The following is a 25301-nucleotide window of genomic DNA, read 5'->3' on the forward strand; positions in this document are numbered from 1 at the left end:
CCCGACTTTGGCGGGGTTCACTTGCCGCGTCTGACGCGCCGGATCTCGTCGAGCACCAGGCAAATTGCGCCCAGCGTGATCGCGCTGTCGGCCACGTTGAAGGCCGGAAAGTGCCAGTTGCCCGCATAGAAGTCGAGGAAGTCGACCACGTAGCCGTGCAGCATGCGGTCGATCACGTTGCCGATCGCGCCGCCCAGGATGCAGGCCATCGCGAACGAAAACAGCTTCTGGCCGGCGTGCGACTTGAGCATCCACACGATGAAGCCCGCCGCCGCGATGCCGATCACCGTGAACAGCCAGCGCTGCCAGCCTGAATGATCGGCCAGGAACGAGAAGGCAGCGCCGGTGTTGTGGGCCCGCACGATGTTGAAGAAGCCGGTGATCGGCGTGTGGTCGCCGAGCCGGTAGTAGCCGAGGATCAGCGTCTTGGTGAACTGGTCGACGATCAGGACGATCGCCGCCCAGCCCAGCCAGGGCCACATGCTGCCGCCGCGCGAAAGTGAGATCGAGCGGGCCATCAGGCAAAGCTCCGATGCTCGCCAGCGCCGAACAGGTTGCTCGTGCAGCGTCCGCAGATCGTCGGATGCGCCGGGTCGTGGCCCACGTCGGCCCGGTAGTGCCAGCAGCGCTCGCACTTGGTGTCGGCACAGGCGGTGACGCCCGTGGAGATCGTCGGGCCGGCGATCAGATCGATGGCGGAGGTGATGAACACGAACTTCAGGTCGTCGCCCAGCGAGGCGAGCAGCGCGTGGTCTTCCGGTCCGGCCGTCAATCGGAGAGAAGCCTGCAACGACGAGCCGACCTTGCCTTCGGCACGCACGGTTTCGATCTCCTTGTTCACCCCGTCGCGGATCTCGCGGATGCGCGTCCACTTGGCGAGCAGGGCTTGGTCGGGCGCGGCGAATTCGCTGTAGACCTGCGTGAAGATCGACTCGCGGTGGCCGAGCACGCTCCACGCTTCCTCCGCGGTGAAGCTCAGGAACGGCGCCATCCAGCGCAGCATCGCCTGCGAGATGTGCCAGAGCGCGGTCTGCGCGCTGCGTCGTGCCAGCGAGCCCGGCGCGCTGGTGTAGAGCCGGTCCTTCAGGATGTCGAGGTAGAAGCCGCCCAGGTCTTCCGAGCAGTAGATCTGCAGCTTGGCCACCACCGGATGGAACTCGTAGATCTTGTAGTGCGCGAGCACCTCGGCCTGGAATTGCGCCGCGCGGCTGAGCGCGTAGCGGTCGATCTCCAGCATCTGCCCGAGCGGCACCGCGTCCTTCATCACGTCGAAGTCGCTGGTGTTCGCCAGCAGGAAGCGCAGCGTGTTGCGGATGCGGCGATAGCTGTCGACCACGCGCGCGAGGATCTTGTCGTCGCCGGCGATGTCGCCGGAATAGTCGCTCGCAGCCACCCAGAGGCGGATGATTTCCGCGCCCATCTTCTTGCTGACCTCTTGCGGGTCGAGACCGTTGCCGAGCGACTTGCTCATCTTGCGGCCCTGCGCGTCGATCGTGAAACCGTGCGTGAGCAGGCCCTTGTAAGGCGCGCGGCCTTCGAGTGCCGAGGCGATCAGGAGCGACGAGTGGAACCAGCCGCGATGCTGGTCGTGGCCTTCGAGGTAGAGGTCGGCTTCGGGGCCGGTCTCGTGGTGCACATTGGGATGCGTGCCGCGCAGCACGTGCCAGAAGGTCGAGCCCGAGTCGAACCACACCTCCAGGATGTCGGTGCTCTTGGTGTAGCAGGCCGCGTCTTCGGCGCCCAGGATTTCCTCGGCCGTGACGCGGCTCCACGCTTCGATGCCGCCCCGCTCGACGATGTCGGCCGCCTGGTCGAGGATGTCCATCGTGCGCGGATGCAGTTCGCCCGAATCCTTGTGCAGGAAGAATGGGATCGGCACGCCCCAGCTGCGCTGGCGCGAGATACACCAATCAGGCCGGTTGGCGATCATGTCGTGCAGGCGCGCCTTGCCGTTCTCGGGATAGAAGGTCGTCTGCTCGATGGCTTCGAGTGCAGTCTGGCGCAGCGTCTTCGGCGCCTTGTCCTTGGTGAAGACGCCATCGCCTTCGTCCATCCGGATGAACCATTGCGCCGCGGCCCGGTAGATCACCGGCGTCTTGTGGCGCCAGCAGTGCGGGTAGCTGTGCGTGATCGCCTCGGTGGTCATCAGCCGGCCGGCATCGCGCAGCGCGGCGATCACTTCGGGCACCGCCTTCCAGATATTCTGGCCGCCGAACAGCGGGAAGTCGGCGGCATAGCTGCCGTTGCCCTGCACGGGGTTCAGGATGTCGTCGTAGGCCACGCCGTGGGCGATGCAGGAGTTGAAGTCGTCCACGCCGTAGGCGGGCGACGAGTGGACCAGGCCGGTGCCGTCGGTCGCGGTCGCGTAGTCGGCCAGGTAGACCGGCGACAGGCGCTTGTAGCCCTGAACACCGTTCTCATCCTTCACGTCGTAAAGCGGATGCTCGAATTCAAGCCCGCCGAGCGCTTCGCCCTTGACCGTGGCCAGCACCTTGCCGTCCAGCGCATAGCGGGTCATGCACATTTCGACCAGCGAATTCGCAAGCACCAGCAGGCCGCGCTCGGTGTCGACCAGCGAATAGTCCAGCTCGGGGTTCAGGTTGATCGCCTGATTCGCCGGGATGGTCCATGCGGTCGTGGTCCAGATGACGGCGAAGGCTTCCTTGTCGAGCGCAGGCAGGCCGAAAGCCGCTGCGAGTTTGGCGGGCTCGTGCGACTTGAACGCGACATCGAGGGTCTGTGATTTCTTGTCGGCGTATTCGATCTCGAACTCGGCCAGCGAGGAGCCGCAATCGAAGCACCAGTACACCGGCTTCAGGCCGCGGTAGACGAAGCCGCGCTCGATCACGCGCTTGAACGCGCGCAGCTCGCCCGCTTCATTGGCGAAGTCCATGGTCTTGTACGGATGGTCCCATTCGCCGAGCACGCCCAGGCGCTTGAAATCCACCATCTGTTGGGCGATCTGATCGGTCGCGAAGGCGCGGCTCTTGGCCTGCATGTCGTCGCGGCTCAGCTTGCGGCCGTGCTTCTTCTCGACCGCGTTCTCGATCGGCAGGCCGTGGCAGTCCCAGCCCGGCACGTAAAGCGCGTCGAAGCCTTCGAGCTGCCGCGCCTTGGTGATCATGTCTTTCAGGATCTTGTTGACCGCGTGACCCATGTGGATCTGGCCGTTGGCATAGGGCGGGCCGTCGTGCAGGATGAACTTGGGCGCGCCCATGCGCGCGTCGCGCAGGCGCTGATAGCGGCCTTCGTCTTCCCACTGCTGGACCCAGCCAGGCTCGCGCTTGGCCATGTCGCCGCGCATCGGAAACGGGGTGTCGGGCAGGTTCAGGGTGGCACGGTAGTCGGTGCCGCCGGCGGGGGTGTTGTCAGCCATGAGGTTCCAGAATCTGCGCCGACCTGCAGCGCGAGAAGAATCGATAGGTGCGTGCAGCGCAGAAGAACTGGGCGCCGGACACGACGGAATGACGAAGGAGCGGGATCGGCTTCCCGCCCTAAATTCGGTCGCGTGTGGTCTGACGGTGGGTTTCGGCGTGGCTCGACGCAAAGAAGGCGCGTGCGTCCGCGCCATCCTTCGCGATGCCCGCAGTCAGGGCTTCGAGGCTGGTGTAGCGCAATTCGTCGTGCAGTTTGTGCAGCAGTTCCACGCGGACGATTTTACCGTAGGCCCCTTCAACCCCGAGTTCGGCGGGCCAGTCGAGGCAGTGCGTTTCGAGCAGAACGCGGCCGGCGTTCACGTCGTTGGCGTCCAGCGAGGGCCGCACGCCCAGGTTGGCGACGCCTTGCAGCGGCGTGGCCGCGAGGCCATGAACCCACACCGCGAAGATCCCGCTGGCCGCCGGCTTCCAGTGCTTGAAGCGCAGGTTCAGCGTGCGAAAACCATCATCGCGGCCAGGTGCCGTTGCGCCGAGTGTGCGTCCGAGCTTGCGGCCGTGCACTACATGGCCGGAAATCGCGTAGGGCCGCCCGAGCAGCGCCTGGACATCGGCCATGCGGCCTTCGACCAGCGCCTCGCGCACGGCGGAACTCGACACGCGAATGCCATGCACTTCGTAGCTGTTCATGCGGGCCACGTCGAAGCCGTGCTGCCGACCGGCGTCGTCCAGCATCGCGTAGTCGCCCGCGCGTTTGACGCCGAAACGGAAGTCGTCGCCCACCAGGACATAGCGCGCGCCCAGGCCGTCGAGCAGCACCTGCTGGATGAATTCGGCGGGCGTTTGCGAAGCCAGCCGGGCGTCGAAGGGCAGCACGATGGTCTGCGCCACGCCGCATTCGGCGAGCGCGGTGAGCTTGTCGCGCAGCGTGCCGATGCGCGCCGGCGCCAGTTCGGGCCGTTTGGCGAGCGCCGCGAAATAGTCGCGCGGATGCGGCTCGAAGGTCATGACGCAACTCGGCAGCCCGCGCTGGCGCGCTTCGGTGTGCAACAAGGCCAGCATCGCCTGGTGGCCGCGGTGCACGCCGTCGAAATTGCCGATGGTGAGGGCGCAGGCGGATGCCACGCCGGGGTGTCTGAAGCCGCGGAAAACCTGCATAGGCGTTGTCGATCGGTATCTTTTTGATAGCAACCTGCGCCCGCTGGATCAGCGCGCAAGAGCGATTTGTCACAAAGCCGGTATATTGTGACGCAGTGCGTCAGTTGCCATCGGCAGGTGGCGTGCTCCGTGTCCCTGGTCTTTCCTTTGTTCTTCCCTGTGATGAGGAGGCGTGTGGTGAAGGTCTTGAAGCTGTCGGCCCAAGGGCTGCCCCAGTCGTGGATTTCGCTTGAACAGGCGGTGATCCACTACGCCGCGGACGAGGTGCGTTGGGAAGTGGGCGCCCAGGTGGCGGTGTTCCGCGGCGGGCACAACGCCGTCACCGGCAAGCAATCGCAGATTGCGATCAACAGCATCATCGGCACCAAGGGCGTGCCCCGCATCAACCCTTTCACGCAGCGCCCCGGACTCAGCAACAGCAAGCTTTTCGCGCGCGACCGAAACGTCTGCGCCTACTGCGGCAGGCACTTCCCCGAAGACGAGCTCACGCGCGAACACATCATTCCGTTCGCGCAAAAGGGCATCGACACCTGGATGAACGTGGTCACGGCCTGCAAGCCGTGCAATCACAGAAAAAGCAGCCGCACGCCCGAACAGGCGCACATGCCGCTGCTCTATGCGCCGTATGTGCCCAGCCTGTGGGAAGACTTCATCCTGCGCAATCGCCGCATCCTGGCGGACCAGATGGAGTTCCTGATGGCGCATCTGCCGCATTCCTCGCGGCTGCACGAAAACTGACCTCGCCCGCGAGGCGGTCAGTAGGTCAGTTCCAGCAAGGTCATGTGGCCTCGCGCGGCCGGCCAGGTCTGGCCGGTGACGTGTTCTCCGTTGAATTCGGCTGTCACCGTGCGCTGCGCATCGGTCGCCAGCTTGCGCTTGGAACTCGACACGCCTGCGCCCTGGGGCGGCACACCGGCAAGCGTGGTCTGGCCGTCGAAGCGCATGGTGTCGCGCTGGGCGTCGAAGTACCCGCGCGGCCGCGTGAAGATCACGATGGCCTTCGCATCGGCATCGGGCGGCAGGATGCGGTCGGGCCGCAGGTTGACCACCTGACTACTGCGCGCGAACGGGCTCCGATAGATGTGTGTCGTTGCGTAGCCTGGCGCGGTGATCTCGAACTCGTACGCGGTGCCGGCTTGCGCTGCGAACGGCCCCCAGCGGCCGTCGGCGGCGATGGTCTTGCGATAGGCCGCCTCGCCGCGCCGTGCACCGGTGGCGGGATCGGTCGCGTAAACGGCCAGCTGTGCGCCGACCAGCGCGAGGTTGTTGGTGAACTGGCCGCCCGCCGGGTCGGTGCTGGAAAGACCCAGGCCCGTCAGTCGACCGTCGAGGACCAGGCTCGCTTCCGTCGCGATGACCGGCGACTTCGGTGATTCGCCCGTCAGGAATTGCCAGGTCGACGCGAACGCCGCCGGCGAGAAAGACGTCTCGCGGTGGTCGGCCTTGGGCAGGACGACGTTGGTCGCGCCTTTGAGCGCCGGTCCGTCGTAGCCGATGTTCGTCGGCTTGCCGGGCGCGCCGATCCACACGCCGTCGGGTTGGGCGTATTTGTCGTTGCTGTCCGAACGCAGGGTCAGCCACTTCACGCCGGGCGTGACCTCGTCGCCATTCGGTCCCTTGGGCGCATTGAGCTGCCGCATGAAGGTCGACAGACCCGAGAACTCGCTCTGCTCGTTGAAGCCCTGGATGGCCCAGATGCCGTGCGCCGGATTGCCGCCGAGCACCACATGGCTCACGACGGCTGCACCACCGCCGTTCTGCACGTAGTTGCGGATGGTGTTGCCACCGCGCGAATTGCCGATCAGCACCACCTTGCTCGCCCCGGTCGCCTTCAGCACCTTGTCGACTTCTGCCTTCAGGAAAGCCGACGATTCCGCCGTCGACGTGCGCCCCGGCTGCGCAGCGGTGTCGTTGTCGCGTGCAAGCGGGTAGGGCTGATCGGCAGCGAACAGCCGATCGCGTGGCCAGCCATTCGATTCAAAGCGCCACATCGTCGTCTGCCACAGCGCGGCCGAATCGCCGTTGCCATGCACGAAGACAATCGGCGGTCGGTCGCTGGACGAAACGTTCATGGTGCTGCAGGCGGCAAGCAAGGAGGTGGCCAGGGCGCTGGCAATCAGATGGCGACGGGTGGGCATCGGGTGTCTCGGTTTTCCAAATACAAACGCCCGCCAGCGCGATGCTGGCGGGCGCGAATGGCGATCAAGAAGATAGCGCTCGCATGGTCAGGCGAAGACGCCCGCAGTGTCGTTCATGCGGCTCGACACTTCTTCCAGGTGGTGCAGCGTATCGCCGAAAGTCATCTCCATTTGCGTCAGCTTGCGGAAGTAATGGCTGGCGATGTATTCATCGGTCACGCCGATACCGCCGTGCAGCTGCACCGCATTGGCGGCCACATAGCGCATCGACAGGCCCAGCTGGTACTTGGCGCGAGCCATCGCCTGCCGGCGTTCTTCCGTGGGCGCGTTCAGCTTGAGCGTGGCGTAGTAGCTCATCGAGCGCGCCAGTTCGAGCTGCATCTTCATGTCTGCGATGCGATGGCGCAGTGCCTGGAAGGTGGAGATGACCACGCCGAACTGCTTGCGCTGGTTCATGTAGTCGATGGTGAGCGCGACGGTCTTGTCCATCACGCCGACGGCTTCGGCACACAGGGCTGCGATGCCGATGTCCACCGCGTGCTCGAGCGCCGCGAGTCCGTCGGTCGTGACCAGCGTTGCAGCGGCCTTGTCGAACACGACCTCGGACGAACGGGCGCCGTCCTGCGTGCTGTAGCCGCGTGATTCGACGCCGCTGGCAGCGCGCTCGACCAGGAACAGTGCGATCTTGCCGTCGAGCTGCGCCGGCACGAGATAGGCATCCGCTTCGTCACCGACCGCGACGAGGCTTTTGGTGCCGTTCACGGTGTAGCCGTCGCCGACTTTCGTCGCCTTGGCCGCGCACACGTCGAGCTTGTAGCGCGCCTTGCGCTCCTGGTAGGCGAGCACCACGATCGCCTCGCCGCCGGCCAGACGCGGCAGCCACTGGGCCTTGACGTCGGCGCCGGCGTAGCCGCTGATCACGCCGCTCGACACCAGCGTCTGCGCGAAGGGTTCGAGCACGATCCCGCGGCCCAGTTCTTCCATCACGACCATGCCGGCCACCGGGCCCATGCCCAGGCCGCCGTCGTCTTCGGAAATGTAGAGACCGCCGAGGCCGAGTTCGTTGACCTCGTTCCATGCCTCGCGCGAGAAGCCGCCCGCCGCTTCGATCTTGCGGCGGCGCTCGAAGTCATAGCCTTTGTCGACCCACTTGCGAACTGCGTCGCGCAGCTGTTCCTGGTCGTCGGTGAAATTGAAATCCATGTGTGTATCTCCGTTCGTCCTGAGCGTTGTCGAAGGCTTAGCCGAGGATGGTCTGCGCGACGATGTTGCGCTGCACTTCGTTGGAACCACCGTAGATGGTTGTCTTGCGCATGTTGAAGAAGGTCGACGTGAGCGGCGCGAGCGCCGGGTTGCCGCCGGGGAAGTTGCCCTGGTAGCCGGCTTCCATCGCTTCGCGGATGAGCGGCAGCGAATAAGGGCCGCCGGCCAGCATCATCAGTTCGCTGTAGCGCTGCTGGATTTCGCTGCCGCGGATCTTGAGCAAGCCGGCGACGTCGAGCGAGTTCTTGCCCGAGCTGGCTGCCGACAGCACGCGCAACACCATCATCTCGAGCGCGACGACGTCGACTTCGAGCTTGGCGATCTCGTCGCGGAAGCGCTGGTCTTCCCAGACGCCTTCGCTCTTGGCGATGCGCTTGAGCCGTTCCAGCTCGCGCTTGGCGCGGTTGACGTCGGCGATGTTGGTGCGCTCGTGGCTCAGCAGGTGCTTGGCGTAAGTCCAGCCCTTGTTTTCTTCACCGATCAGGTTCTCGGCCGGCACTTCGACGTTGTCGAAGAACACTTCGTTCACTTCGTGGCCGCCGTCCAGCAGCTTGATCGGACGAACCGTCACGCCGGGCGACTTCATGTCGAGCAGCAGGAACGAGATGCCGGTCTGCGGCTTGCCCTCGTTGCTGGTGCGCACGAGGTTGAACATCCAGTCGCCGTACTGGCCGAGCGTGGTCCAGGTCTTCTGGCCATTGACGATGTATTTGTCGCCGACGCGCTCCGCCTTGGTTTTGACCGAAGCCAGGTCGGAACCCGATCCCGGCTCGCTGTAGCCTTGGCTCCACCAGACGTCGCCACTGGCGATGCCTGGGAGAAAGCGTTTTTGCTGCTCGGCGTTGCCGAAGGCCATGATCACCGGCGCCACCATGACAGGGCCGAAAGGGATGATGCGCGGGGCGCCGGCCAGTGCGGTTTCTTCTTCGAACAGGTGACGTTGGATCGCGGTCCAGCCCGGTCCGCCGAATTCCTGGGGCCAGCCGTAGCCCAGCCAGCCTTTCTTGCCGAGGATCTTGGCCCAGCGTTGCAGGTCCGCGCGCGTCAGTTCGAGCGCGTTATGGACCTTGTGGGAGATCTCTTCGGGAAGGTTTTCTTTGACCCAAGCGCGAATCTCTTCGCGGAACTTCTGTTCTTCGGGCGTGAAGCTCAAATCCATGCGTGCCTCGCTCAGTTGATCGGGGCGCCGGTGTGGCGCTGTCTCCGGAATCCGGTGTTTTAGCACGGTCGTGCTGATTTTCGATGTCCGCGCGGCGACAACTTCCCCCGCGGAAGGGAGAACAGATAATCCCGCCCTTCCATGAAGAACATCGTCATCCTGATTTCCGGCAGCGGCTCCAACATGGCGGCCATCGTGCGAGCCGCCAAGCGGGAGCGCTGGGCCGCGCGTTTCGACGCCCGGGTGGTTGCGGTGCTGAGCAACAAGCCGGCGGCTGCCGGCTTGACGCTGGCGGCCGCGCACGGCGTGGCGACCACGGTGGTCGACCACACCGCATTCGCGTCACGCGAGGCGTTCGACGCGGCGCTGGCCGCCGCCATCGACGTGCATGCGCCGGCGCTGGTGGTGCTCGCCGGTTTCATGCGCATCCTGACGCCGGGCTTCGTGGCGCGCTATGCGGGGCGCCTGATCAATATCCATCCGTCGCTGTTGCCGGCTTTTCCGGGTCTGCACACGCACCAGCGCGCGATCGACGCGGGCTGCCAGGTGGCCGGCGTCACGGTGCACCAGGTGACGACGGAGCTCGATCACGGCCCGATCTTGGCGCAGGCCGCGGTGCCGGTCCTGCCCGGCGACACCGCGAAAGATCTGGCCCGACGGGTGCTGGCTCAGGAGCACCGTCTCTATCCGGCGGCCGTGGAACGGTGGCTTCGGACCGAAAACGCGGACGAAGGCCTGCGCGGCGGCTAGCGGATTCGCTCGAAGCGCGGGCGCACCACGCCATCGATTTCCACGGTCTCGCCGAACATCGCGGCAGGACGGACCCACAGTCCGCGCTGTCCGTAGAGCGCGCGGTACAAGGTCATCGGCTCCAGCGTCTCGCTGTGGCGTACGGTGTCGAGCACGTCGTACTCGCCGCCCTTGTAGTGGCGGTAGCGTCCCGGCGGGGTGGCGATCAGTGGGGGCAGGTCGTCGTCGTTCATGCCGGCATTGTCGGAGGGCGCGGATGGGACAATCGACCCATGCACCCCAAAGCCCTGTTGGAGGCGACCACCGATCTGGTCGGCCTCGTCCTGAAATTTGATCATCCCGCCGACCAGGTCGTTTCGCGCTTTTTTCGCGAGCACCGTGAATTCGGCCCACGCGAGCGCGCCACCCTGGCGGAAACCGTCTACACCGTGCTGCGCAAGAAATTGCTGTTCGACCACCTCTCGCCCTCGGGCAGCGGCTCCAAGGAGCGGCGCATGGCGATCCTGGGCTTCTACGGCCCGCGCGATTTTCTGAAGAGCGCGCTCAACGACACCGAAAAGCGCTGGCTCGACAACTGCGACGCCGTCAAGCCGGACGACCTGCTCGACCGCCATCGCCACAACCTGCCGGAGTGGCTGGTCACGCCGCTGAAGGCCCAGTTGGGCGACGGGTTCTGGCCGCTGGTCGAAAGCCTCCAGCAGCCCGCGCCGCTCGACCTGCGGGTCAACACGCTCAATGACAAGCGCGCCGATGTGAAGGCGGAACTCAAGAAAGCCGGCGTGCCGGCCCTCGAGACGCCCTTTTCGCCGTGGGGCCTGCGCATCGACGGCAAGCCGGCGCTCAACAAGTTCGACGCCTTCGCGCGCGGTGCGGTTGAAGTCCAGGACGAGGGCTCGCAACTGCTCGCGCTGATCCTCGACGCCAAGCGTGGCGAAATGGTGGTGGATTTCTGTGCCGGTGCCGGCGGCAAGACGCTCGCGATCGGCGCGTCGATGCGCAATACCGGTCGCCTGTACGCATTCGACACGTCGGCGCACCGGCTCGACGCGCTCAAGCCGCGCCTCGCGCGCAGCAAGCTGTCAAATGTGCATCCGGCCGCCATCGCGCACGAGCGCGACGACCGCGTCAAGCGGCTGGCGGGGAAGATCGACCGTGTGCTGGTCGACGCGCCGTGCTCGGGGTTGGGCACCTTGCGGCGCAATCCCGACCTGAAATGGCGCCAGTCGCCCCAGTCGGTGGCCGAACTCACCGCCAAACAAACGGCGATCCTGCAAAGCGCAGCCCGGCTGCTCAAGTCGGGCGGCCGCCTCGTGTACGCGACCTGCAGTGTTCTGCCGGAAGAAAACGAGGCCATCGCGGAAGCTTTCGGAGCGGCGAATCCCGATTTCGAGCCCCAAGATGCCGGTGAGTTGCTCAAGGCGTTGAAAGTGGAGGGTGCGGAAGGGCTTTGCGCCGGCGGCGAAACCGGTACGCGCTACCTGCGGCTCTGGACCCACCTTCACGCGACGGACGGTTTCTTTGCCGCCGTGTGGAACCGCAAGTAGGCGCGACGCTCCAAAGAAGTGGTAATCACACGGTTTGCCAAGGATAAAGGGCCTCAATTTGGCCCCGCAGCCGTAAAATCTGTGGTTATCTTAAGGCTGCACCTTCGTGTGGCCATGGAGTACCTGACTCAATGTTGCTTCCTGATTGGGCCGTCCTGAGCGCGGCCATCGACTGGCTCGGACACGGCTTGTGGAACCTCACATGGTGGCAAATCGTGTTGTACACGCTCGTCACCACGCACATCACCATCGTGGGTGTGACGGTGTTCCTGCACCGCACGCAAACGCACCGGGCCATGGATCTGGGCCCGATCCCTTCGCACTTCTTCCGCTTCTGGCTGTGGCTGGGAACCGGCATGGTGACCAAGGAATGGGTCGCGATTCACCGCAAGCACCACGCGAAGTGCGAGACGGAAGAAGACCCGCACAGCCCGCAAGTCAAGGGCATCGACGAAGTCATGTGGCGCGGCGCCGAGCTGTATCGCAAGGAATCGAAGAACAAGGAAACGATGGCCCGTTACGGCCACGGCACACCTGACGACTGGATCGAGCGCAACCTGTACACCCGTTACAGCTGGCAGGGTGTGGGCGTCATGCTCATCCTGAACCTGGCCTTGTTCGGCGCGATCGGTCTGGCCGTGTGGGCCGTGCAAATGCTCTGGATCCCGTTCTGGGCGGCCGGCGTGGTGAACGGCATCGGCCATTTCTGGGGCTACCGCAATTTCGAGGCGGTGGACGCCAGTCGGAACATCTCGCCAGTGGGCATCATCATCGGCGGCGAAGAGCTGCACAACAACCATCACACGTATCCGACATCGGCCAAGTTCTCGGTCAAGAAATACGAGTTCGACATTGGCTGGCTTTATATCCAGATGTTCCAGGCCGTTGGCTGGGCCAAGGTCAAGAAGGTGCCGCCAAAGATGCTGATCGGCGAGGTTCGCCCGGTGGCCGACGAAAAGACGCTCGAGGCGGTGATCGCCAATCGCTACGAAGTGATGGCCGGTTACGCCCGCGGCATGCGCAGCACCGTCAAGGACGAGCTGGCGCAACTCAAGTCCAAGGGCGCCGATTTGTCGGTGCTGAAGTCGGCCAATCGCTGGCTGCACCGGGACGACGACAAGGTGCCGGCTGCGGCCAAGCCGACCCTGGTGCAGGCCCGCGCGGCACACCCGGTGATCGACAAGATGGTCACGATGCGCGAAGAACTTCGTCAGCTGTGGTTAAACACCTCGCAGTCGCGCGAGCAACTGGCTGTGGATCTCGCCGCCTGGTGCCACCGTGCCGAAGCCAGCGGCATTGCTGCGCTGCACGAGTTCTCGGTCCGGTTGCGGGCTGCACGCGCCTGATTGGGTCGGGCGGTCTGTTGAGAAAGCCGGCTTTCGAGCCGGCTTTTTTATGTGTGATCACAAACTGAAGGCGACAAAAAACCCGCTGGATCGCAGCGGGTTTTTTGTGGCTCAGGCTGATTTACTTCAGCTTGATTTCCTTGTACTCGACGTGCTTGCGCGCCTTAGGGTCGAACTTCATGATCGACATCTTTTCAGGCATCGTCTTCTTGTTTTTGCTGGTCGTGTAGAAGTGGCCGGTACCCGCGGTGGATTCCAGCTTGATCTTTTCGCGTCCGCCTTTGCTCGTTGCCATGATTCAGCTCCTTAAGCTTGGCCGCGTGCGCGCAGGTCTGCGAGCACGGCGTCGATGCCGTTCTTGTCGATCAGGCGAAGGGCGGCGCTCGAAACGCGCAAACGCACCCAACGGTTTTCTGTTTCGACCCAGAAACGACGGTATTGCAGGTTCGGCAGGAACCGGCGCTTGGTTTTGTTGTTGGCGTGGGAAACATTGTTTCCGACCATCGGGCCCTTGCCCGTGACTTCACATACGCGTGCCATGTGGACACTCTTTCATGAACAGCTGGCACCCGTCGCAACGGTATTGCGGGGTGGGTTGCAGCTTGACCTCGCCAAGAACGGGTGGCGGTAACCCCTGCCGAATTCGGCAAAGTCTGTGATTATAGCGTGCCGTCTTGCTCGAGGAAGCGTTGTGCGTCGAGTGCAGCCATGCAGCCCGTCCCGGCGCTGGTGATCGCCTGGCGGTAGATGTTGTCCTGCACGTCGCCGGCCGCGAACACGCCGGGCACGCTCGTCATGGTGGCGAAGCCCTGCAGCCCCGACCGGGTCACGATGTAGCCGCCCTTCATGTCGAGCTGACCTTCGAAGATGTCGGTGTTCGGGTGGTGGCCGATCGCGATGAAGCAGCCCTTCAGCGAGATATCTTCGGTGGTGCCGGTTTCGGTGCTCTTCAGCCGGATGCCGGTGACGCCCGTGTTGTCGCCGAGCACTTCTTCCAGCGTGTGGTGCGTTTTGAGCGCGATCTTGCCTTCAGCGACCTTCTCATGAAGCTTATCGACCAGGATCGGCTCCGCCTTGAACTTGTCGCGGCGATGCACGAGAGTGACCTTGCTTGCGATATTGGACAGATAGAGCGCTTCTTCCACGGCCGTGTTGCCGCCGCCGATGACGCAGACTTCCTCGCCCTTGTAGAAGAATCCATCGCACGTCGCGCAGCCCGACACGCCGCGGCCCATGAAGGCTTCTTCGGTGGGTAGGCCGAGGTACTTGGCCGAGGCGCCGGTCGCGATGATCAGTGCGTCGCAGGTGTAGGTGCCGCTGTCGCCGGTGAGCGTGAACGGACGCTTGCTGAAATCGACCTTGCTGATGTGATCGAACACGATCTGCGTCTTGAAGCGCTCGGCATGTTCCAGGAAGCGCTGCATCAATTCAGGCCCCTGCACGCCGTGCACATCGGCCGGCCAATTGTCGACTTCGGTGGTCGTCATGAGCTGTCCGCCCTGCGCCATTCCGGTGATCAACATGGGCTGGAGATTGGCGCGAGCCGCATAGACGGCGGCGGTGTAGCCAGCCGGGCCGGAACCGAGGATCAGCACCTTCGCGTGTTGGATGTAGGAGGACATGATGAGAAAGCCTAGGAATTACGCTGCGTCAGCGTGTACATTTTCAGGGGTGATGCAGGGAGTATCACCGCTCGGTCTGGGCCGGGTTCGGTCCGTTTTCAATGCGCGTGATTGTATGAATCCATGGGTTGTCCCAGTTGGTGCTGCAACGCGCGATATCAAGGATTCCTGAATGTCGATGCTGTCCAACCTTGAGCTCCTGCGGCGCGTTCCCCTCTTTGCCGCGCTGACCCCCATGCAGTCGGCAAGCATTGCCGACGCCATCGTGAAGAAGCGATTCAAGCGCGCTGAAATGGTGGTCGAGCAAGGCAAGAAGTCCGATGCGCTCTACATCATCCTCACCGGGCGCGCGCGTGTCATGAGCACCGACAGCCGCGGTCGTGAAGTGATTCTCGCCACGCTGCAACCGGGCGACTACATCGGTGAAATGAGCCTGATCGACGACGAGCCGCATTCGGCCACCGTCCGCACCGAAATCCAGACCGACGTGCTCATGCTCGGTCGCGAAGCCTTCTCGCGCTGCCTGCCCGAGAACTCGTCGATGTCGTACAACATCATGCGGGGGCTGGTCCAGCGCCTGCGCCACGCCGATCGCAAGATCGAGTCGCTGGCGTTGATGGATGTCTACGGGCGCGTCGCCCGGTCGCTGCTCGAATTCGCGGTCGACGACGGCGCCGGCAATCTCAAGGTGCGGGACAAGATTTCCCGTCAGGATCTGGCCAAGATGGTCGGCGCGTCGCGCGAGATGGTCAGCCGCGTGATGAAGGACCTCGAAGAGCGCGGCTTCGTCCAGACGCAAGACGACGGTTCGATGATCGTCAAGGACCGGCTGCTATCGCTCACCTGAGCTGCCGGCATCGCCCGGCGCCTCGCGCCGCGCCGACAATGGCGGGGGCTGCCGACGCGCCCGCTACTTTATTCGTTGCAGTGTTCATGCCTCCATCGCCCGCACCTGCGGGCTGGACGCCGTGCTTTTCATGACCTATTCGCTCAATACGCTTCAATCCTCTTCGGCCGACGGCCAGCCCGTGCGCCAGCGCGCGATGCGCTTCGCTCACGAAATCACGCTGATCGCCGGTTTCGTGGTCTTGCTGTTCTGGTTGCTCGCGATGTTGAGCTTTACCCCGTCCGACGCCGCGTGGTCGACGTCCGGCACCGGCGGCGAGGTGAAAAACTGGGCCGGCAGGCTGGGCGCATGGCTGGCCGACGGCAGTTATTTCCTCGCCGGCTATTCGGTCTGGTGGTGTCTTGCGGCGGGCCTTCGCGTCTGGCTGTCGTCGCTGGCCGGCTGGCTTCGCGGTGGCGAAGTGGCCCCGGCCGAGGAGCCGGTCCGCGGACGCTTCAACCGCAGCCGTCTGGCTTTCTGGTGCGGTCTCGTGTTGCTGCTGTGCGCCAGCGCGATGCTCGAATGGTCTCGCCTCTACCGCCTTGAGTTCCGGCTGCCCGGCCACGGCGGCGGCGTGCTCGGCTACTTTGTCGGACCGATGAGCGTGAAGTGGATGGGATTCACCGGATCGGCCTTGATCGCCATCGCCGGCGGCGTCATCGGATCGGCGCTCGTGTTCCGCTTTTCGTGGAGCCAGATCGCGGAGCGCATCGGCTCGCGCGTCTATTCGTTGTTCGAATCGCGTCGTGAAAAGCGCGAGATCGCGGCGGACATCGCACTGGGCAAACAGGCCGTGCGCGAGCGCGCCGCCGCAGAAGACATGCCGCTGATGCGCAACGACAGCGAAGTCGAATCCGCCGACGAAGAGTTGCGCATCGATCCGCCTGCCAAGCCGCGTCGCGCCCCGTCGCCACCGGTCCAGATCGAACCCGCGATGACCGAAGTGCCGCGCAGCGAACGCGTCGTCAAGGAGCGTCAGAAGCCGCTCTTCAAGGAGTTGCCCGACAGCAAGTTGCCGCAGGTCGATCTGCTCGACGCGGCCCAGGTGCGCCAGGAGACGGTGTCGGCCGACACGCTCGAAATGACGTCTCGCATGATCGAGAAGAAGCTCAAGGATTTCGGTGTCGAGGTGCGCGTCGTGCTGGCATCGCCGGGACCGGTGATCACGCGCTACGAGATCGAGCCGGCCACGGGCGTGAAAGGCTCGCAGATTCTCGGCCTCGCCAAGGACCTTGCGCGGTCGCTGTCGCTGGTGTCGATCCGCGTGGTCGAAACCATTCCGGGCAAGAACTACATGGCGCTCGAACTGCCGAACGCCAAACGCCAGTCGATCAAGCTGAGCGAAATCCTCGGTTCGCAGATCTACAACGAAGGCAAGTCGATGCTCACGATGGGCCTGGGCAAGGACATCATCGGCAACCCCGTGGTGGCCGACCTTGCCAAGATGCCGCACGTGCTGGTGGCCGGCACCACCGGCTCGGGCAAGTCGGTGGGCATCAACGCGATGATCCTGTCGCTGCTCTACAAGGCCGAAGCACGCGACGTCCGCCTGTTGATGATCGATCCGAAGATGCTCGAAATGTCGGTCTACGAAGGCATTCCGCATCTGCTGGCGCCGGTGGTGACCGACATGCGGCAGGCGGCGCACGGCCTCACCTGGTGCGTGGCTGAAATGGAGCGCCGCTACAAGCTGATGAGCAAGCTCGGTGTGCGGAACCTGGCGGGCTACAACACCAAGATCGACGAGGCGAAGGCGCGCGAGGAGTTCATCTACAACCCCTTCAGCCTGACGCCGGACGATCCGGAACCGCTCAAGCGCGAGCCGCACATCGTCGTCGTCATCGACGAACTGGCCGACCTGATGATGGTGGTCGGCAAGAAGATCGAAGAGCTCATCGCCCGCCTGGCGCAGAAGGCGCGCGCGGCCGGCATCCACCTCATCCTGGCCACGCAACGGCCCAGCGTCGACGTGATCACCGGCCTGATCAAGGCCAACATCCCGACCCGCATCGCGTTCCAGGTGTCCAGCAAGATCGACTCCCGAACCATCCTCGACCAGATGGGCGCCGAGGCGCTGTTGGGCATGGGTGACATGCTTTACATGCCGAGCGGTACGGGCTTGCCGATCCGCGTGCATGGTGCGTTCGTCAGCGATGAAGAAGTGCACCGCGTCGTGGCCTATCTGAAGAGCCAGGGCGCGCCGGACTACATCGAAGGCGTGCTCGAAGGGGGAACCGTCGACGGCGACGGCGATCTCATGGGCGACGGGGGCGGCGATGCCGAGAAGGATCCGATGTACGACCAGGCGGTCGAAGTCGTGCTCAAAAATCGCAAGGCCAGCATTTCGCTGGTGCAGCGCCACCTGAAGATTGGCTACAACCGCGCAGCGCGGCTCGTGGAAGACATGGAAAAGGCCGGCCTGGTCAGCTCGATGAGCGGCAGTGGCCAGCGCGAAATCCTGGTTCCGGCGCGCGCCGAATGAGATGGATTAAATTTCGATGAAGAAGATTTTTGCGACGTTTTTGTTGGCTGCCTGCGCAGGCGGGGCCTGGGCGGGCGGCATGGAAAGCCTCGAGTCGTTCGTGAAGACGGTCAAGAGCGGCCGCGCCGATTTCACGCAGACCGTGACCGCGCCGCCGCGCGACGGCCAACCGGGCCGCGCCAAGACGTCGACCGGAACCTTCGAATTCCAGCGCCCCGGCAAATTCAAGTTCGACTATCAGAAGCCGTTTGCCCAGAGCATCGTGGCCGACGGCAAGACGCTGTGGCTCTACGACGCCGACCTCAACCAGGTCACGCAGCGCGCGCAGTCGCAGGCGCTCGGCTCGACGCCGGCTGCACTGATTGCGGCCGCACCCGACCTGCGCGCCCTGCAGGCTGATTTCGCCCTCGAGGGAGCGCCGGAGCGCGACGGCCTGCAGTGGGTCAAGGCCACGCCGAAAACCAAGGACGGCCAACTGCAAAGCGTGCAGGTCGGTTTCGAGGGCGACGCGTTGGCGGCGCTCGAAATCCTCGACAGCTTCGGCCAGCGCTCGGTGCTGAAATTCAGCAAGGTCCAGGTGAATCCGGCGCTGGGCGCCGGCGCGTTCGCGTTCAAGGCGCCCGCCGGCGCCGACGTGATCAAGCAATAGGCGCGTTGCCATCGACGACAAGAGAGTGGCTTCCCCTTCTGCGCCGCACCAGCCGCTCGCCGAGCGCCTGCGTCCGAAAACCCTCGGCGAGGTCATCGGCCAGCAACACCTGCTGGGGCCCGGCATGCCGCTGCGCATCGCCTTCGAGTCGGGCCAGCCGCACTCCTGCATCCTCTGGGGGCCGCCCGGCACCGGCAAGACCACCATCGCGCGCCTGATGGCCGACGCGTTCGACGCGCAGTTCCTCAGCATCAGCGCGGTGCTGGGTGGCGTGAAGGACATTCGCGAGGCCGTCGAACGCGCGACCGTGGCGCGTGACGGGCTGGAGCAGCGCCGCACGATCGTCTTCGTCGACGAGGTGCACCGCTTCAACAAGAGCCAGCAGGACGCGTTCCTGCCGCATGTGGAGTCGGGGCTTTTCACTTTCATCGGCGCGACGACCGAGAACCCGTCGTTCGAGGTGAATTCGGCTTTGCTCTCGCGGGCGGCCGTCTACGTGCTGCAGCCCCTGACAGAAGACGACCTGAAGCAGATCGTCGTGCGCGCCCAGGCGATCCGCGCTGTGCCCGCGATTGAGGACGCGGCGGTCGACCGGCTCGTGGCCTATGCCGACGGCGATGCGCGTCGCTTGCTCAACACGCTCGAAACGCTGGCCGTCGCGGCCACCGCCGAGAAGCTCGACACCATCGCCGACGCGTGGCTGCTGCGCGTGCTCGGCGAGCGCATGCGTCGCTACGACAAGGGCGGCGAGCAGTTCTACGACACCATCAGCGCGCTCCACAAGTCCGTGCGCGGCAGCGACCCTGACGCCTCGCTCTACTGGTTCGTGCGCATGCTCGACGGTGGCGCCGACCCGCGCTACATGGCGCGCCGGCTTGTCCGCATGGCGAGCGAAGACATCGGGCTGGCCGACCCGCGCGCGTTGCGCCTGGCGCTTGATGCGGCCGAGGTCTACGAGCGGCTCGGCACGCCCGAAGGCGAGCTGGCACTGGCCGAATGCGTCATCTACCTGGCGATGGCGCCGAAGTCGAACGCCGTCTACAAGGCCTACAACGAAGTGCGCGCCTTCATCAAGAAAGACGGCACGCGCCCGGTTCCGATGCATTTGCGCAATGCCCCGACGAAGTTGATGAAGGAACTCGACTACGGCAAGGGCTACCGCTACGCGCACGATGAGCAAGACGGATTCGCCGCCGGGGAAAGCTACCTTCCGGAAGGCCTGAACGCACCGCCGTTCTATCGGCCGGTCGAACGTGGCCTGGAGATCCGGATCGCCGAAAAGCTGCGCGAGCTGCGGTCCCGCAACGACAAGGCCTGAAGTCGATGCCGGCCGCACATGGCGGCATGCGCAATCGGCAAAACCGGGCGCACGGCAGCGGGAAAACCCGTGGGCCGGGTGCACCAAAGTAGCGACAACCCGTGCCTACAATCCCGCCCACCTCGCCATTCCGTGATGGAGTTGGCGGGAAATTTGCTTAGGTAACCCGCGGCGCCAATCCGGTGCGCCAGTTCGGCGATGGCACCTCTACCCGGTGCAACCACATAGGATTTCGATATGGAAATATTGCTGCAGCAGATCATCAACGGTCTGGTTCTGGGCAGCATGTATGCCTTGATAGCCTTGGGCTACACCATGGTGTACGGCATCATCAACCTCATCAACTTCGCCCACGGCGAAGTGCTGATGGTGGGCGCACTGACCAGCTGGACGATCATCGGATGGATGCAGGCGGCGATGCCGGGCACGCCGGGATGGATCATCCTCATCATCGCCCTGCTCATTGCCTGCGTGGTCGCCGGCACCCTCAATTTCGTGATCGAGAAGCTGGCCTATCGCCGGCTGCGCAACAGCCCCAAGCTGGCCCCGCTCATCACGGCCATTGGCATGTCGATCTTGCTGCAGACGCTGGCCATGATCATCTGGAAGCCGACCAACAAGCCGTACGCGACCCTGCTGCCTTCGGACTCCATCAACGTGGCCGGCGCGTCGATCTCGCCCACGCAAATCATGATCCTCGTCGTCACCGCCATCTCGTTGGCCGTGCTGACCTGGCTGGTCAACTACACGAAACTCGGCCGCGCGATGCGCGCCACCGCCGAGAACCCGCGCGTCGCGTCGCTCATGGGCATCCGGCCCGACGTGGTGATTTCGGCCACCTTCGTGATCGGCGCGGTGCTCGCGGCCATCGCCGGCGTGATGCAGGCCTCCAACTACGGCATCGCCAACCACTCGATGGGCTTCCTGCCGGGCCTCAAGGCCTTCACCGCGGCCGTGTTCGGCGGCATCGGCAACCTGCCGGGTGCCGTGGTGGGCGGTCTGGTGCTGGGGCTGGTCGAAGTGATCGGTGCCGGCTACCTGGGCACGCTCACCGGCGATGTGCTGGGCAGCCAGCACGCCGACATCTTCGCGTTCGTGATCCTCATCCTCACGCTCACCGTGCGGCCTTCCGGGCTGTTGGGCGAGCGCGTGGCAGACCGGGCTTAAGGAGCGGCACCATGCAAAAGAAAAAGAGCATCGTCCTTTTCATCCTCGCGGCCATCGGCCTCATCGTGCTGCCGCACATCCTGCAGCAGTTCGGCAATGCCTGGGTGCGCATCGCCGACACCGCCTTGCTCTACTGCCTGTTGGCACTCGGCTTGAACATCGTGGTGGGTTACGCCGGTCTGCTCGACCTGGGCTATGTGGCCTTCTATGCGATCGGCGCGTACATGTACGCGTTGCTCAATTCGGCGCAGTTGACCGACAACTTCCCGGCCATCGCCGCGATGTTCCCCGGGGGACTGCACACGCCGCTCCTGGTGGTGATTCCGCTGGCGCTGGGTCTGGCGGGGGTGTTCGGTGTGCTGCTCGGCGCGCCGACGCTCAAACTGCGCGGTGACTACCTGGCCATCGTGACGCTCGGCTTCGGTGAAATCATCCGTGTGTTCATGAACACGCTGGACCATCCGGTCAACATCACGAACGGCGCCAAGGGCATCGACGGAATCGATGCCGTCCATTTCTTCGGTCTCAATTTGGGCAAGCCCCTGGTCATCGGCGGCTACACGCTGGCCTCCGTCACGCTGTACTACTACCTCTTTCTGGTCTTTGTGATCGCCACGATCATCATTTCGAGCCGCTTGCAGAATTCGCGCGTCGGTCGCGGCTGGATGGCGATCCGCGAAGACGAAATCGCCGCCAAGGCGATGGGCATCAACACCCGCAACATGAAGCTGCTGGCCTTCGGCATGGGCGCCAGCTTCGGCGGCGTGTCGGGTGCCATGTTCGCCTCGTTCCAGAGTGCCATCACGCCGGAGTCCTTCAATCTGAACGAGTCGGTGATGATCGTCGCGATGGTCGTGCTCGGCGGCATCGGCCACCTGCCGGGTGTGGTCCTTGGCGCGGTCCTGCTGGCCACGCTGCCCGAAGTGCTGCGCTACGTGGCGGGTCCGCTCCAGTCGCTGACCGATGGCCGGCTCGACGCCTCGATCCTGCGCCAGCTCTTCATCGCGCTGGCCATGATCATCATCATGCTGGTGCGTCCGCGTGGCCTCTGGCCTTCGCCGGAACACGGCAAGTCGCTCGACGCCCCGGCCGGTGGGCCGGAAGCGATCGACGGTTCGATCCAGCAACACGGCTCGGGCCTCGAAGGCCCGTCCGACCAGGTGCCCGGTGGCGCTGCCCGTCCGATGTCGATCAATCCCTGAACGAGCCCCGCACATGACTGAAACCATCCTCGAGGTGCGTGGCATCTCCAAACGTTTCGGCGGCCTGCAAGCGCTGTCGGACGTCGGCATCACGATCAAGCGCGGTCAGGTGTACGGCCTGATCGGCCCCAACGGCGCCGGCAAAACCACGTTCTTCAACGTGATCACCGGGCTCTACACGCCGGACAGCGGCAGCTTCGAACTCGGTGGCAAGCCCTACCAGCCGACCGCCGTGCACGAAGTGGCGAAGGCAGGCATTGCGCGCACCTTCCAGAACATCCGGCTCTTCGCCGAAATGACGGCGCTCGAAAACGTGATGGTCGGGCGCCACGTGCGCACGAATTCCGGCGTGTTCGGGGCCATCCTGCGCACGCGCAGCTTCAAGGCCGAAGAGGCCGCGATCGCCAAGCGCGCACGCGAACTGCTCGACTACGTCGGCGTCGGCAAGTACGCGGACTTCAAGGCGCGCACGCTGAGCTACGGCGACCAGCGCCGCCTGGAGATTGCCCGCGCGCTTGCCACCGACCCGAAGCTCATCGCGCTCGACGAGCCGGCCGCCGGCATGAATGCGACCGAAAAGGTCCAGCTGCGCGAGCTGATCGACCGGATCCGCAAGGACAACCGCACGGTGCTGATCATCGAACACGACGTGAAGCTCATCATGGGCTTGTGCGACCGCGTCACGGTGCTCGACTACGGCAAACAGATCGCGGAAGGCGTACCCGCCGATGTGCAGAAGAACGAAAAGGTGATCGAGGCTTACCTCGGCACCGGAGGACATTGAGATGGCGCAAACCCTGTTGAAAGTCAGCGGCCTGAAGGTCGCTTACGGCGGCATCCAGGCCGTCAAGGGCGTGGATTTCGAAGTGCGCGAAGGCGAACTCGTGTCGCTCATCGGCTCCAACGGCGCCGGCAAGACCACCACGATGAAGGCCATCACCGGCACGTTGCCGCACCTGGGCGGCTCCATCGAATTCCTCGGCAAGAGCATCAAGGGCCGTGGCGCCTGGGACCTCGTCAAGGAAGGCCTGGTCATGGTGCCGGAAGGCCGTGGCGTGTTCACGCGCATGACCATCACCGAGAACCTGCAGATCGGCGCCTTCATCCGCAGCGACAAGGACGCCATTGCCGAAGACATGGAAAAGGTGTTCGCCACCTTCCCGCGGCTGAAGGAACGCGCCACGCAGCTGTCGGGCACGATGTCCGGTGGCGAGCAGCAGATGCTGGCCATGGGCCGCGCGCTGATGGCGCGTCCCAAGGTGCTGTTGCTCGACGAGCCGACCATGGGCCTGTCGCCGATCATGTGCGACAAGATTTTCGAGGTCGTGCAAACGGTGGCGGCGCAGGGCGTGACGATTCTGCTGGTCGAGCAGAACGCGAACCGCGCGCTCGGCCTGGCCGATCGCGGCTACGTCATGGAGTCGGGTCTCATCACCATGAGCGGCGACGCGAAGGTGATGCTGAACGACCCGAAGGTGCGCGCCGCCTACCTCGGCGAATAGCGCGCGGCGTCAGACCGCCGTCACGGTCAGCGCATCCAGCTCGGCGCGCAGGCGCCGTACCTCGACTTCGTGGCGCAGCGTCTGCGGCCCGCGCCCGGAGGTGGCAGCCTTGCGAATCAGTCTCAGCTGCTCGCGCTGCAGCCGCGTCTTCAGCAGACGTGCCCGCGCGCCGAAGGCGTGGCCCATCGCCCGGCGAGCCCGGTAGCGCGTGAGCGGCGCGCCGAGGCCAAGCCATTCGTCGTCGCGAATCAGGTCGCGCTCCGGCACGAACGTGGCCGCCAGCGTGTGCAGCCAAGCCCCGTTCTCGCGCGCGGCCACGTGCCAGAACAGCCCGGCCGCGATGGCCGTCGGCATGCCCTTGATGGCGAGCAGCAGCGTCATGTCCATCCAGCTATTGCCGAACAAATCCTCCAGCAGCGGCGAGTTCCACGCGAAGTGCATGGCCCAGGCGAGCGCGAAGCACAGCAGCGCGACCAGGAGCCGCACGGGCACCCCCCGCTGAGGGTGGAGCAGGAACCACGCAATGCCGTACGACGCGATGGTCGTGTAGGCCGCATGACTCCAGAGCCCGCTCATCAGCCCGCGCGTCAGCAGGTTGAGCAGCACGGGGCGCACCTGGTTTTCCAGCGGGAAATGCAGCGAGGCGTTGACGGTGGCGTTCAGGTTCTCGACCACCTGGAATCCCAGTCCGGCCAGGGCACCCACGATCAACACGGACAGGTGCGTCTGGAACTGGTTGCGCGCGAGCAGGATCAGCAGGACGACGCCCGCGATCTTCAGGAATTCTTCGGTGATCGGCGCTGCGACGGCCGGCCCCCACACGGCCGCGAATTCGGGCGACACCAGCTTGGCGCAAAGGCTCTGGATGGCGACGTTGGCCGGCGCGGCGAAATACACCGCTCCGAAGCCGCCCCACGCAAAGGCCAGCACGAAGGCTTCGGGCGCGTGCTGCTCCAGCAGGTCCAGCGTGCGGAAAGCGACGAGAAGCAACAGCGTGTACGCGGCCCACACGGCGAGGCCGAGCAATGCGGTCACGGGCACCACCCGAAGGCCCATCGCGAACAGGGTGCCGGTGTAGAAAATGCCGTTGGCGATGAAGGCCGCGAGCACCCAGAACGCAACGCGGCGCGGCTGGAAGAACGAATCGATGCCGACCGCGGATCCGCCAAGTGGCTCGCTCACGCCGGGATTCAAGGCGAGGCCTCCAGGTCCATCGAATCGAGCATGCTGCGCGCCTCGGTGAGCGCATCGCTCAAGCCGTCGTTGGCGCCGTAGAAATCGATCTGCACCAGCGATCGGCGCTGGACGTCGACCACTTGCCAGAAGCGACCGGCCAGCGTCGGACCGTAGTAGGCGAAGGTCATGCCTTGCAGGCCCCAAGACGTGACGAAGGGGGTGGCGTCACCGTCGATGCGCAGATGCTGGCCGCGTTCCATGAGCCGGCGCTGGCGGGCGATGGGTCCGTCGGGCCCGCCCGCCCAGTCGTCCGTGCGGACCTGAAACTTGTGGCTGCCTTTGAAGAGAATGAGGGACTGGCCGGCCCGGGAGCGCGACACGTCCATCTCCCAACCGGCCACCGGCACGAACCGGGCCTGGCCGACGCTGACCGTTTGCCCGGCCGGCAGTGCGCGGTTGCCGGGCGTCAGGCGGTCCCAGACCCGCAGGCCGCCCACATAAGCCACGATGGCCAGCACCACGAGGAGCGCGCCGGGCCAGGTGCGGTACGGCATGCGGCGCCGGG

At 64.8% G+C, this 25301-nt stretch carries 24 protein-coding genes; 12 read left to right on the top strand and 12 right to left on the bottom strand.

The window, feature by feature from the left end:
• Positions 1 to 17: 17 nt before the first annotated feature.
• The 3 genes from lspA to AX767_RS14550 form a co-directional block, all read right to left on the bottom strand.
• Positions 18 to 518, bottom strand: a complete 501-nt coding sequence (lspA, locus tag AX767_RS14540; protein WP_068631989.1) for a signal peptidase II — start codon at positions 516 to 518, stop codon at positions 18 to 20.
• Complete coding sequence (gene ileS / locus AX767_RS14545) at positions 518 to 3376, bottom strand: isoleucine--tRNA ligase (RefSeq protein ID WP_068631990.1); 2859 nt, start codon at positions 3374 to 3376, stop codon at positions 518 to 520. Before ileS ends, lspA begins: the two co-directional genes overlap by 1 nt.
• A 118-nt stretch (positions 3377 to 3494) precedes the next feature.
• Complete coding sequence (locus AX767_RS14550) at positions 3495 to 4532, bottom strand: bifunctional riboflavin kinase/FAD synthetase (protein ID WP_068631991.1); 1038 nt, start codon at positions 4530 to 4532, stop codon at positions 3495 to 3497.
• 177 nt (positions 4533 to 4709) lie between these two features.
• Here AX767_RS14550 and AX767_RS14555 point away from each other — a divergent pair, with 177 nt between their 5' ends.
• Positions 4710 to 5270, top strand: coding sequence for an HNH endonuclease (locus AX767_RS14555; RefSeq protein ID WP_068633735.1), 561 nt, complete (start codon positions 4710 to 4712; stop codon positions 5268 to 5270).
• Between the two features lie 17 nt (positions 5271 to 5287).
• Here the strand turns inward: AX767_RS14555 and AX767_RS14560 are convergent, their stop codons facing one another.
• From AX767_RS14560 to AX767_RS14570, 3 genes are all read right to left on the bottom strand, one after another.
• Complete coding sequence (locus tag AX767_RS14560) at positions 5288 to 6670, bottom strand: alpha/beta fold hydrolase (protein ID WP_068631992.1); 1383 nt, start codon at positions 6668 to 6670, stop codon at positions 5288 to 5290.
• An 87-nt stretch (positions 6671 to 6757) separates the two neighbouring features.
• A complete protein-coding gene (locus tag AX767_RS14565; protein WP_068631993.1) occupies positions 6758 to 7873 on the bottom strand; it encodes an acyl-CoA dehydrogenase family protein in 1116 nt (371 codons plus the stop codon).
• A gap of 37 nt (positions 7874 to 7910) precedes the next feature.
• Positions 7911 to 9092: an acyl-CoA dehydrogenase family protein gene (locus AX767_RS14570; protein ID WP_068631994.1), complete on the bottom strand. Its 1182-nt coding sequence runs from the start codon at positions 9090 to 9092 to the stop codon at positions 7911 to 7913.
• A 141-nt stretch (positions 9093 to 9233) separates the two neighbouring features.
• Here AX767_RS14570 and purN point away from each other — a divergent pair, with 141 nt between their 5' ends.
• Positions 9234 to 9842: a phosphoribosylglycinamide formyltransferase gene (gene purN / locus AX767_RS14575; protein ID WP_068631995.1), complete on the top strand. Its 609-nt coding sequence runs from the start codon at positions 9234 to 9236 to the stop codon at positions 9840 to 9842.
• Here purN and AX767_RS14580 read toward each other — a convergent pair.
• Positions 9839 to 10075, bottom strand: a complete 237-nt coding sequence (locus AX767_RS14580) for a DUF1653 domain-containing protein (protein WP_068631996.1) — start codon at positions 10073 to 10075, stop codon at positions 9839 to 9841. The genes purN and AX767_RS14580 overlap by 4 nt on opposite strands.
• 39 nt (positions 10076 to 10114) lie before the next feature.
• On the opposite strand from AX767_RS14580, the gene AX767_RS14585 reads away from it, so the two are divergent.
• A complete protein-coding gene (locus tag AX767_RS14585) occupies positions 10115 to 11386 on the top strand; it encodes an RsmB/NOP family class I SAM-dependent RNA methyltransferase (RefSeq protein WP_068631997.1) in 1272 nt (423 codons plus the stop codon).
• Between the two features lie 131 nt (positions 11387 to 11517).
• The gene (locus AX767_RS14590) at positions 11518 to 12732 is read left to right on the top strand and encodes a DesA family fatty acid desaturase (protein ID WP_068631998.1); all 1215 of its coding nucleotides are present in this window, start codon (positions 11518 to 11520) and stop codon (positions 12730 to 12732) included.
• Positions 12733 to 12853: 121 nt separating this feature from the next.
• Here AX767_RS14590 and rpmG read toward each other — a convergent pair whose 3' ends face one another.
• The 3 genes from rpmG to trxB all read right to left on the bottom strand — a co-directional run bounded on the left by rpmG (position 12854) and on the right by trxB (position 14354).
• Positions 12854 to 13027: a 50S ribosomal protein L33 gene (rpmG, locus tag AX767_RS14595; protein ID WP_007830291.1), complete on the bottom strand. Its 174-nt coding sequence runs from the start codon at positions 13025 to 13027 to the stop codon at positions 12854 to 12856.
• Positions 13028 to 13038: 11 nt separating this feature from the next.
• Positions 13039 to 13272, bottom strand: coding sequence for a 50S ribosomal protein L28 (gene rpmB / locus AX767_RS14600; protein ID WP_028251282.1), 234 nt, complete (start codon positions 13270 to 13272; stop codon positions 13039 to 13041).
• 119 nt (positions 13273 to 13391) lie between these two features.
• Positions 13392 to 14354, bottom strand: a complete 963-nt coding sequence (gene trxB / locus AX767_RS14605) for a thioredoxin-disulfide reductase (protein ID WP_068631999.1) — start codon at positions 14352 to 14354, stop codon at positions 13392 to 13394.
• 172 nt (positions 14355 to 14526) lie between these two features.
• Between trxB and AX767_RS14610 the strand changes: the two genes are divergently transcribed.
• The 8 genes from AX767_RS14610 to AX767_RS14645 all read left to right on the top strand — a co-directional run bounded on the left by AX767_RS14610 (position 14527) and on the right by AX767_RS14645 (position 23560).
• Entirely contained in the window at positions 14527 to 15201 is a 675-nt protein-coding gene (locus AX767_RS14610) for a Crp/Fnr family transcriptional regulator (protein ID WP_068632000.1), read from the top strand.
• Between the two features lie 130 nt (positions 15202 to 15331).
• The gene (locus AX767_RS14615) at positions 15332 to 17722 is read left to right on the top strand and encodes a DNA translocase FtsK (protein ID WP_068632001.1); all 2391 of its coding nucleotides are present in this window, start codon (positions 15332 to 15334) and stop codon (positions 17720 to 17722) included.
• Between the two features lie 16 nt (positions 17723 to 17738).
• Positions 17739 to 18371 (top strand): outer membrane lipoprotein chaperone LolA, encoded by a 633-nt coding sequence (gene lolA, locus AX767_RS14620; RefSeq protein WP_068632002.1) that lies wholly within the window; start codon positions 17739 to 17741, stop codon positions 18369 to 18371.
• A 25-nt stretch (positions 18372 to 18396) separates the two neighbouring features.
• Positions 18397 to 19689 (top strand): replication-associated recombination protein A, encoded by a 1293-nt coding sequence (locus AX767_RS14625; protein WP_068632003.1) that lies wholly within the window; start codon positions 18397 to 18399, stop codon positions 19687 to 19689.
• A gap of 237 nt (positions 19690 to 19926) precedes the next feature.
• Positions 19927 to 20856 (top strand): branched-chain amino acid ABC transporter permease, encoded by a 930-nt coding sequence (locus AX767_RS14630; RefSeq protein WP_068632004.1) that lies wholly within the window; start codon positions 19927 to 19929, stop codon positions 20854 to 20856.
• A gap of 11 nt (positions 20857 to 20867) precedes the next feature.
• Positions 20868 to 22058 carry a branched-chain amino acid ABC transporter permease gene (locus AX767_RS14635; protein WP_068632005.1) on the top strand — a complete coding sequence of 397 codons (1191 nt, stop codon included), beginning with the start codon at positions 20868 to 20870 and terminating at the stop codon, positions 22056 to 22058.
• A 13-nt stretch (positions 22059 to 22071) separates the two neighbouring features.
• Complete coding sequence (locus tag AX767_RS14640) at positions 22072 to 22842, top strand: ABC transporter ATP-binding protein (protein WP_068632006.1); 771 nt, start codon at positions 22072 to 22074, stop codon at positions 22840 to 22842.
• Between the two features lies 1 nt (position 22843).
• Positions 22844 to 23560: an ABC transporter ATP-binding protein gene (locus AX767_RS14645; RefSeq protein ID WP_068632007.1), complete on the top strand. Its 717-nt coding sequence runs from the start codon at positions 22844 to 22846 to the stop codon at positions 23558 to 23560.
• Between the two features lie 9 nt (positions 23561 to 23569).
• Here the strand turns inward: AX767_RS14645 and AX767_RS14650 are convergent, their stop codons facing one another.
• The gene (locus AX767_RS14650) at positions 23570 to 24742 is read right to left on the bottom strand and encodes a PrsW family intramembrane metalloprotease (protein WP_237288465.1); all 1173 of its coding nucleotides are present in this window, start codon (positions 24740 to 24742) and stop codon (positions 23570 to 23572) included.
• 8 nt (positions 24743 to 24750) lie between these two features.
• Complete coding sequence (locus AX767_RS14655; RefSeq protein WP_068632009.1) at positions 24751 to 25290, bottom strand: hypothetical protein; 540 nt, start codon at positions 25288 to 25290, stop codon at positions 24751 to 24753.
• Positions 25291 to 25301: the final 11 nt, after the last annotated feature.

Source organism: Variovorax sp. PAMC 28711 (genome assembly GCF_001577265.1).
GTDB lineage: Bacteria > Pseudomonadota > Gammaproteobacteria > Burkholderiales > Burkholderiaceae_C > Variovorax.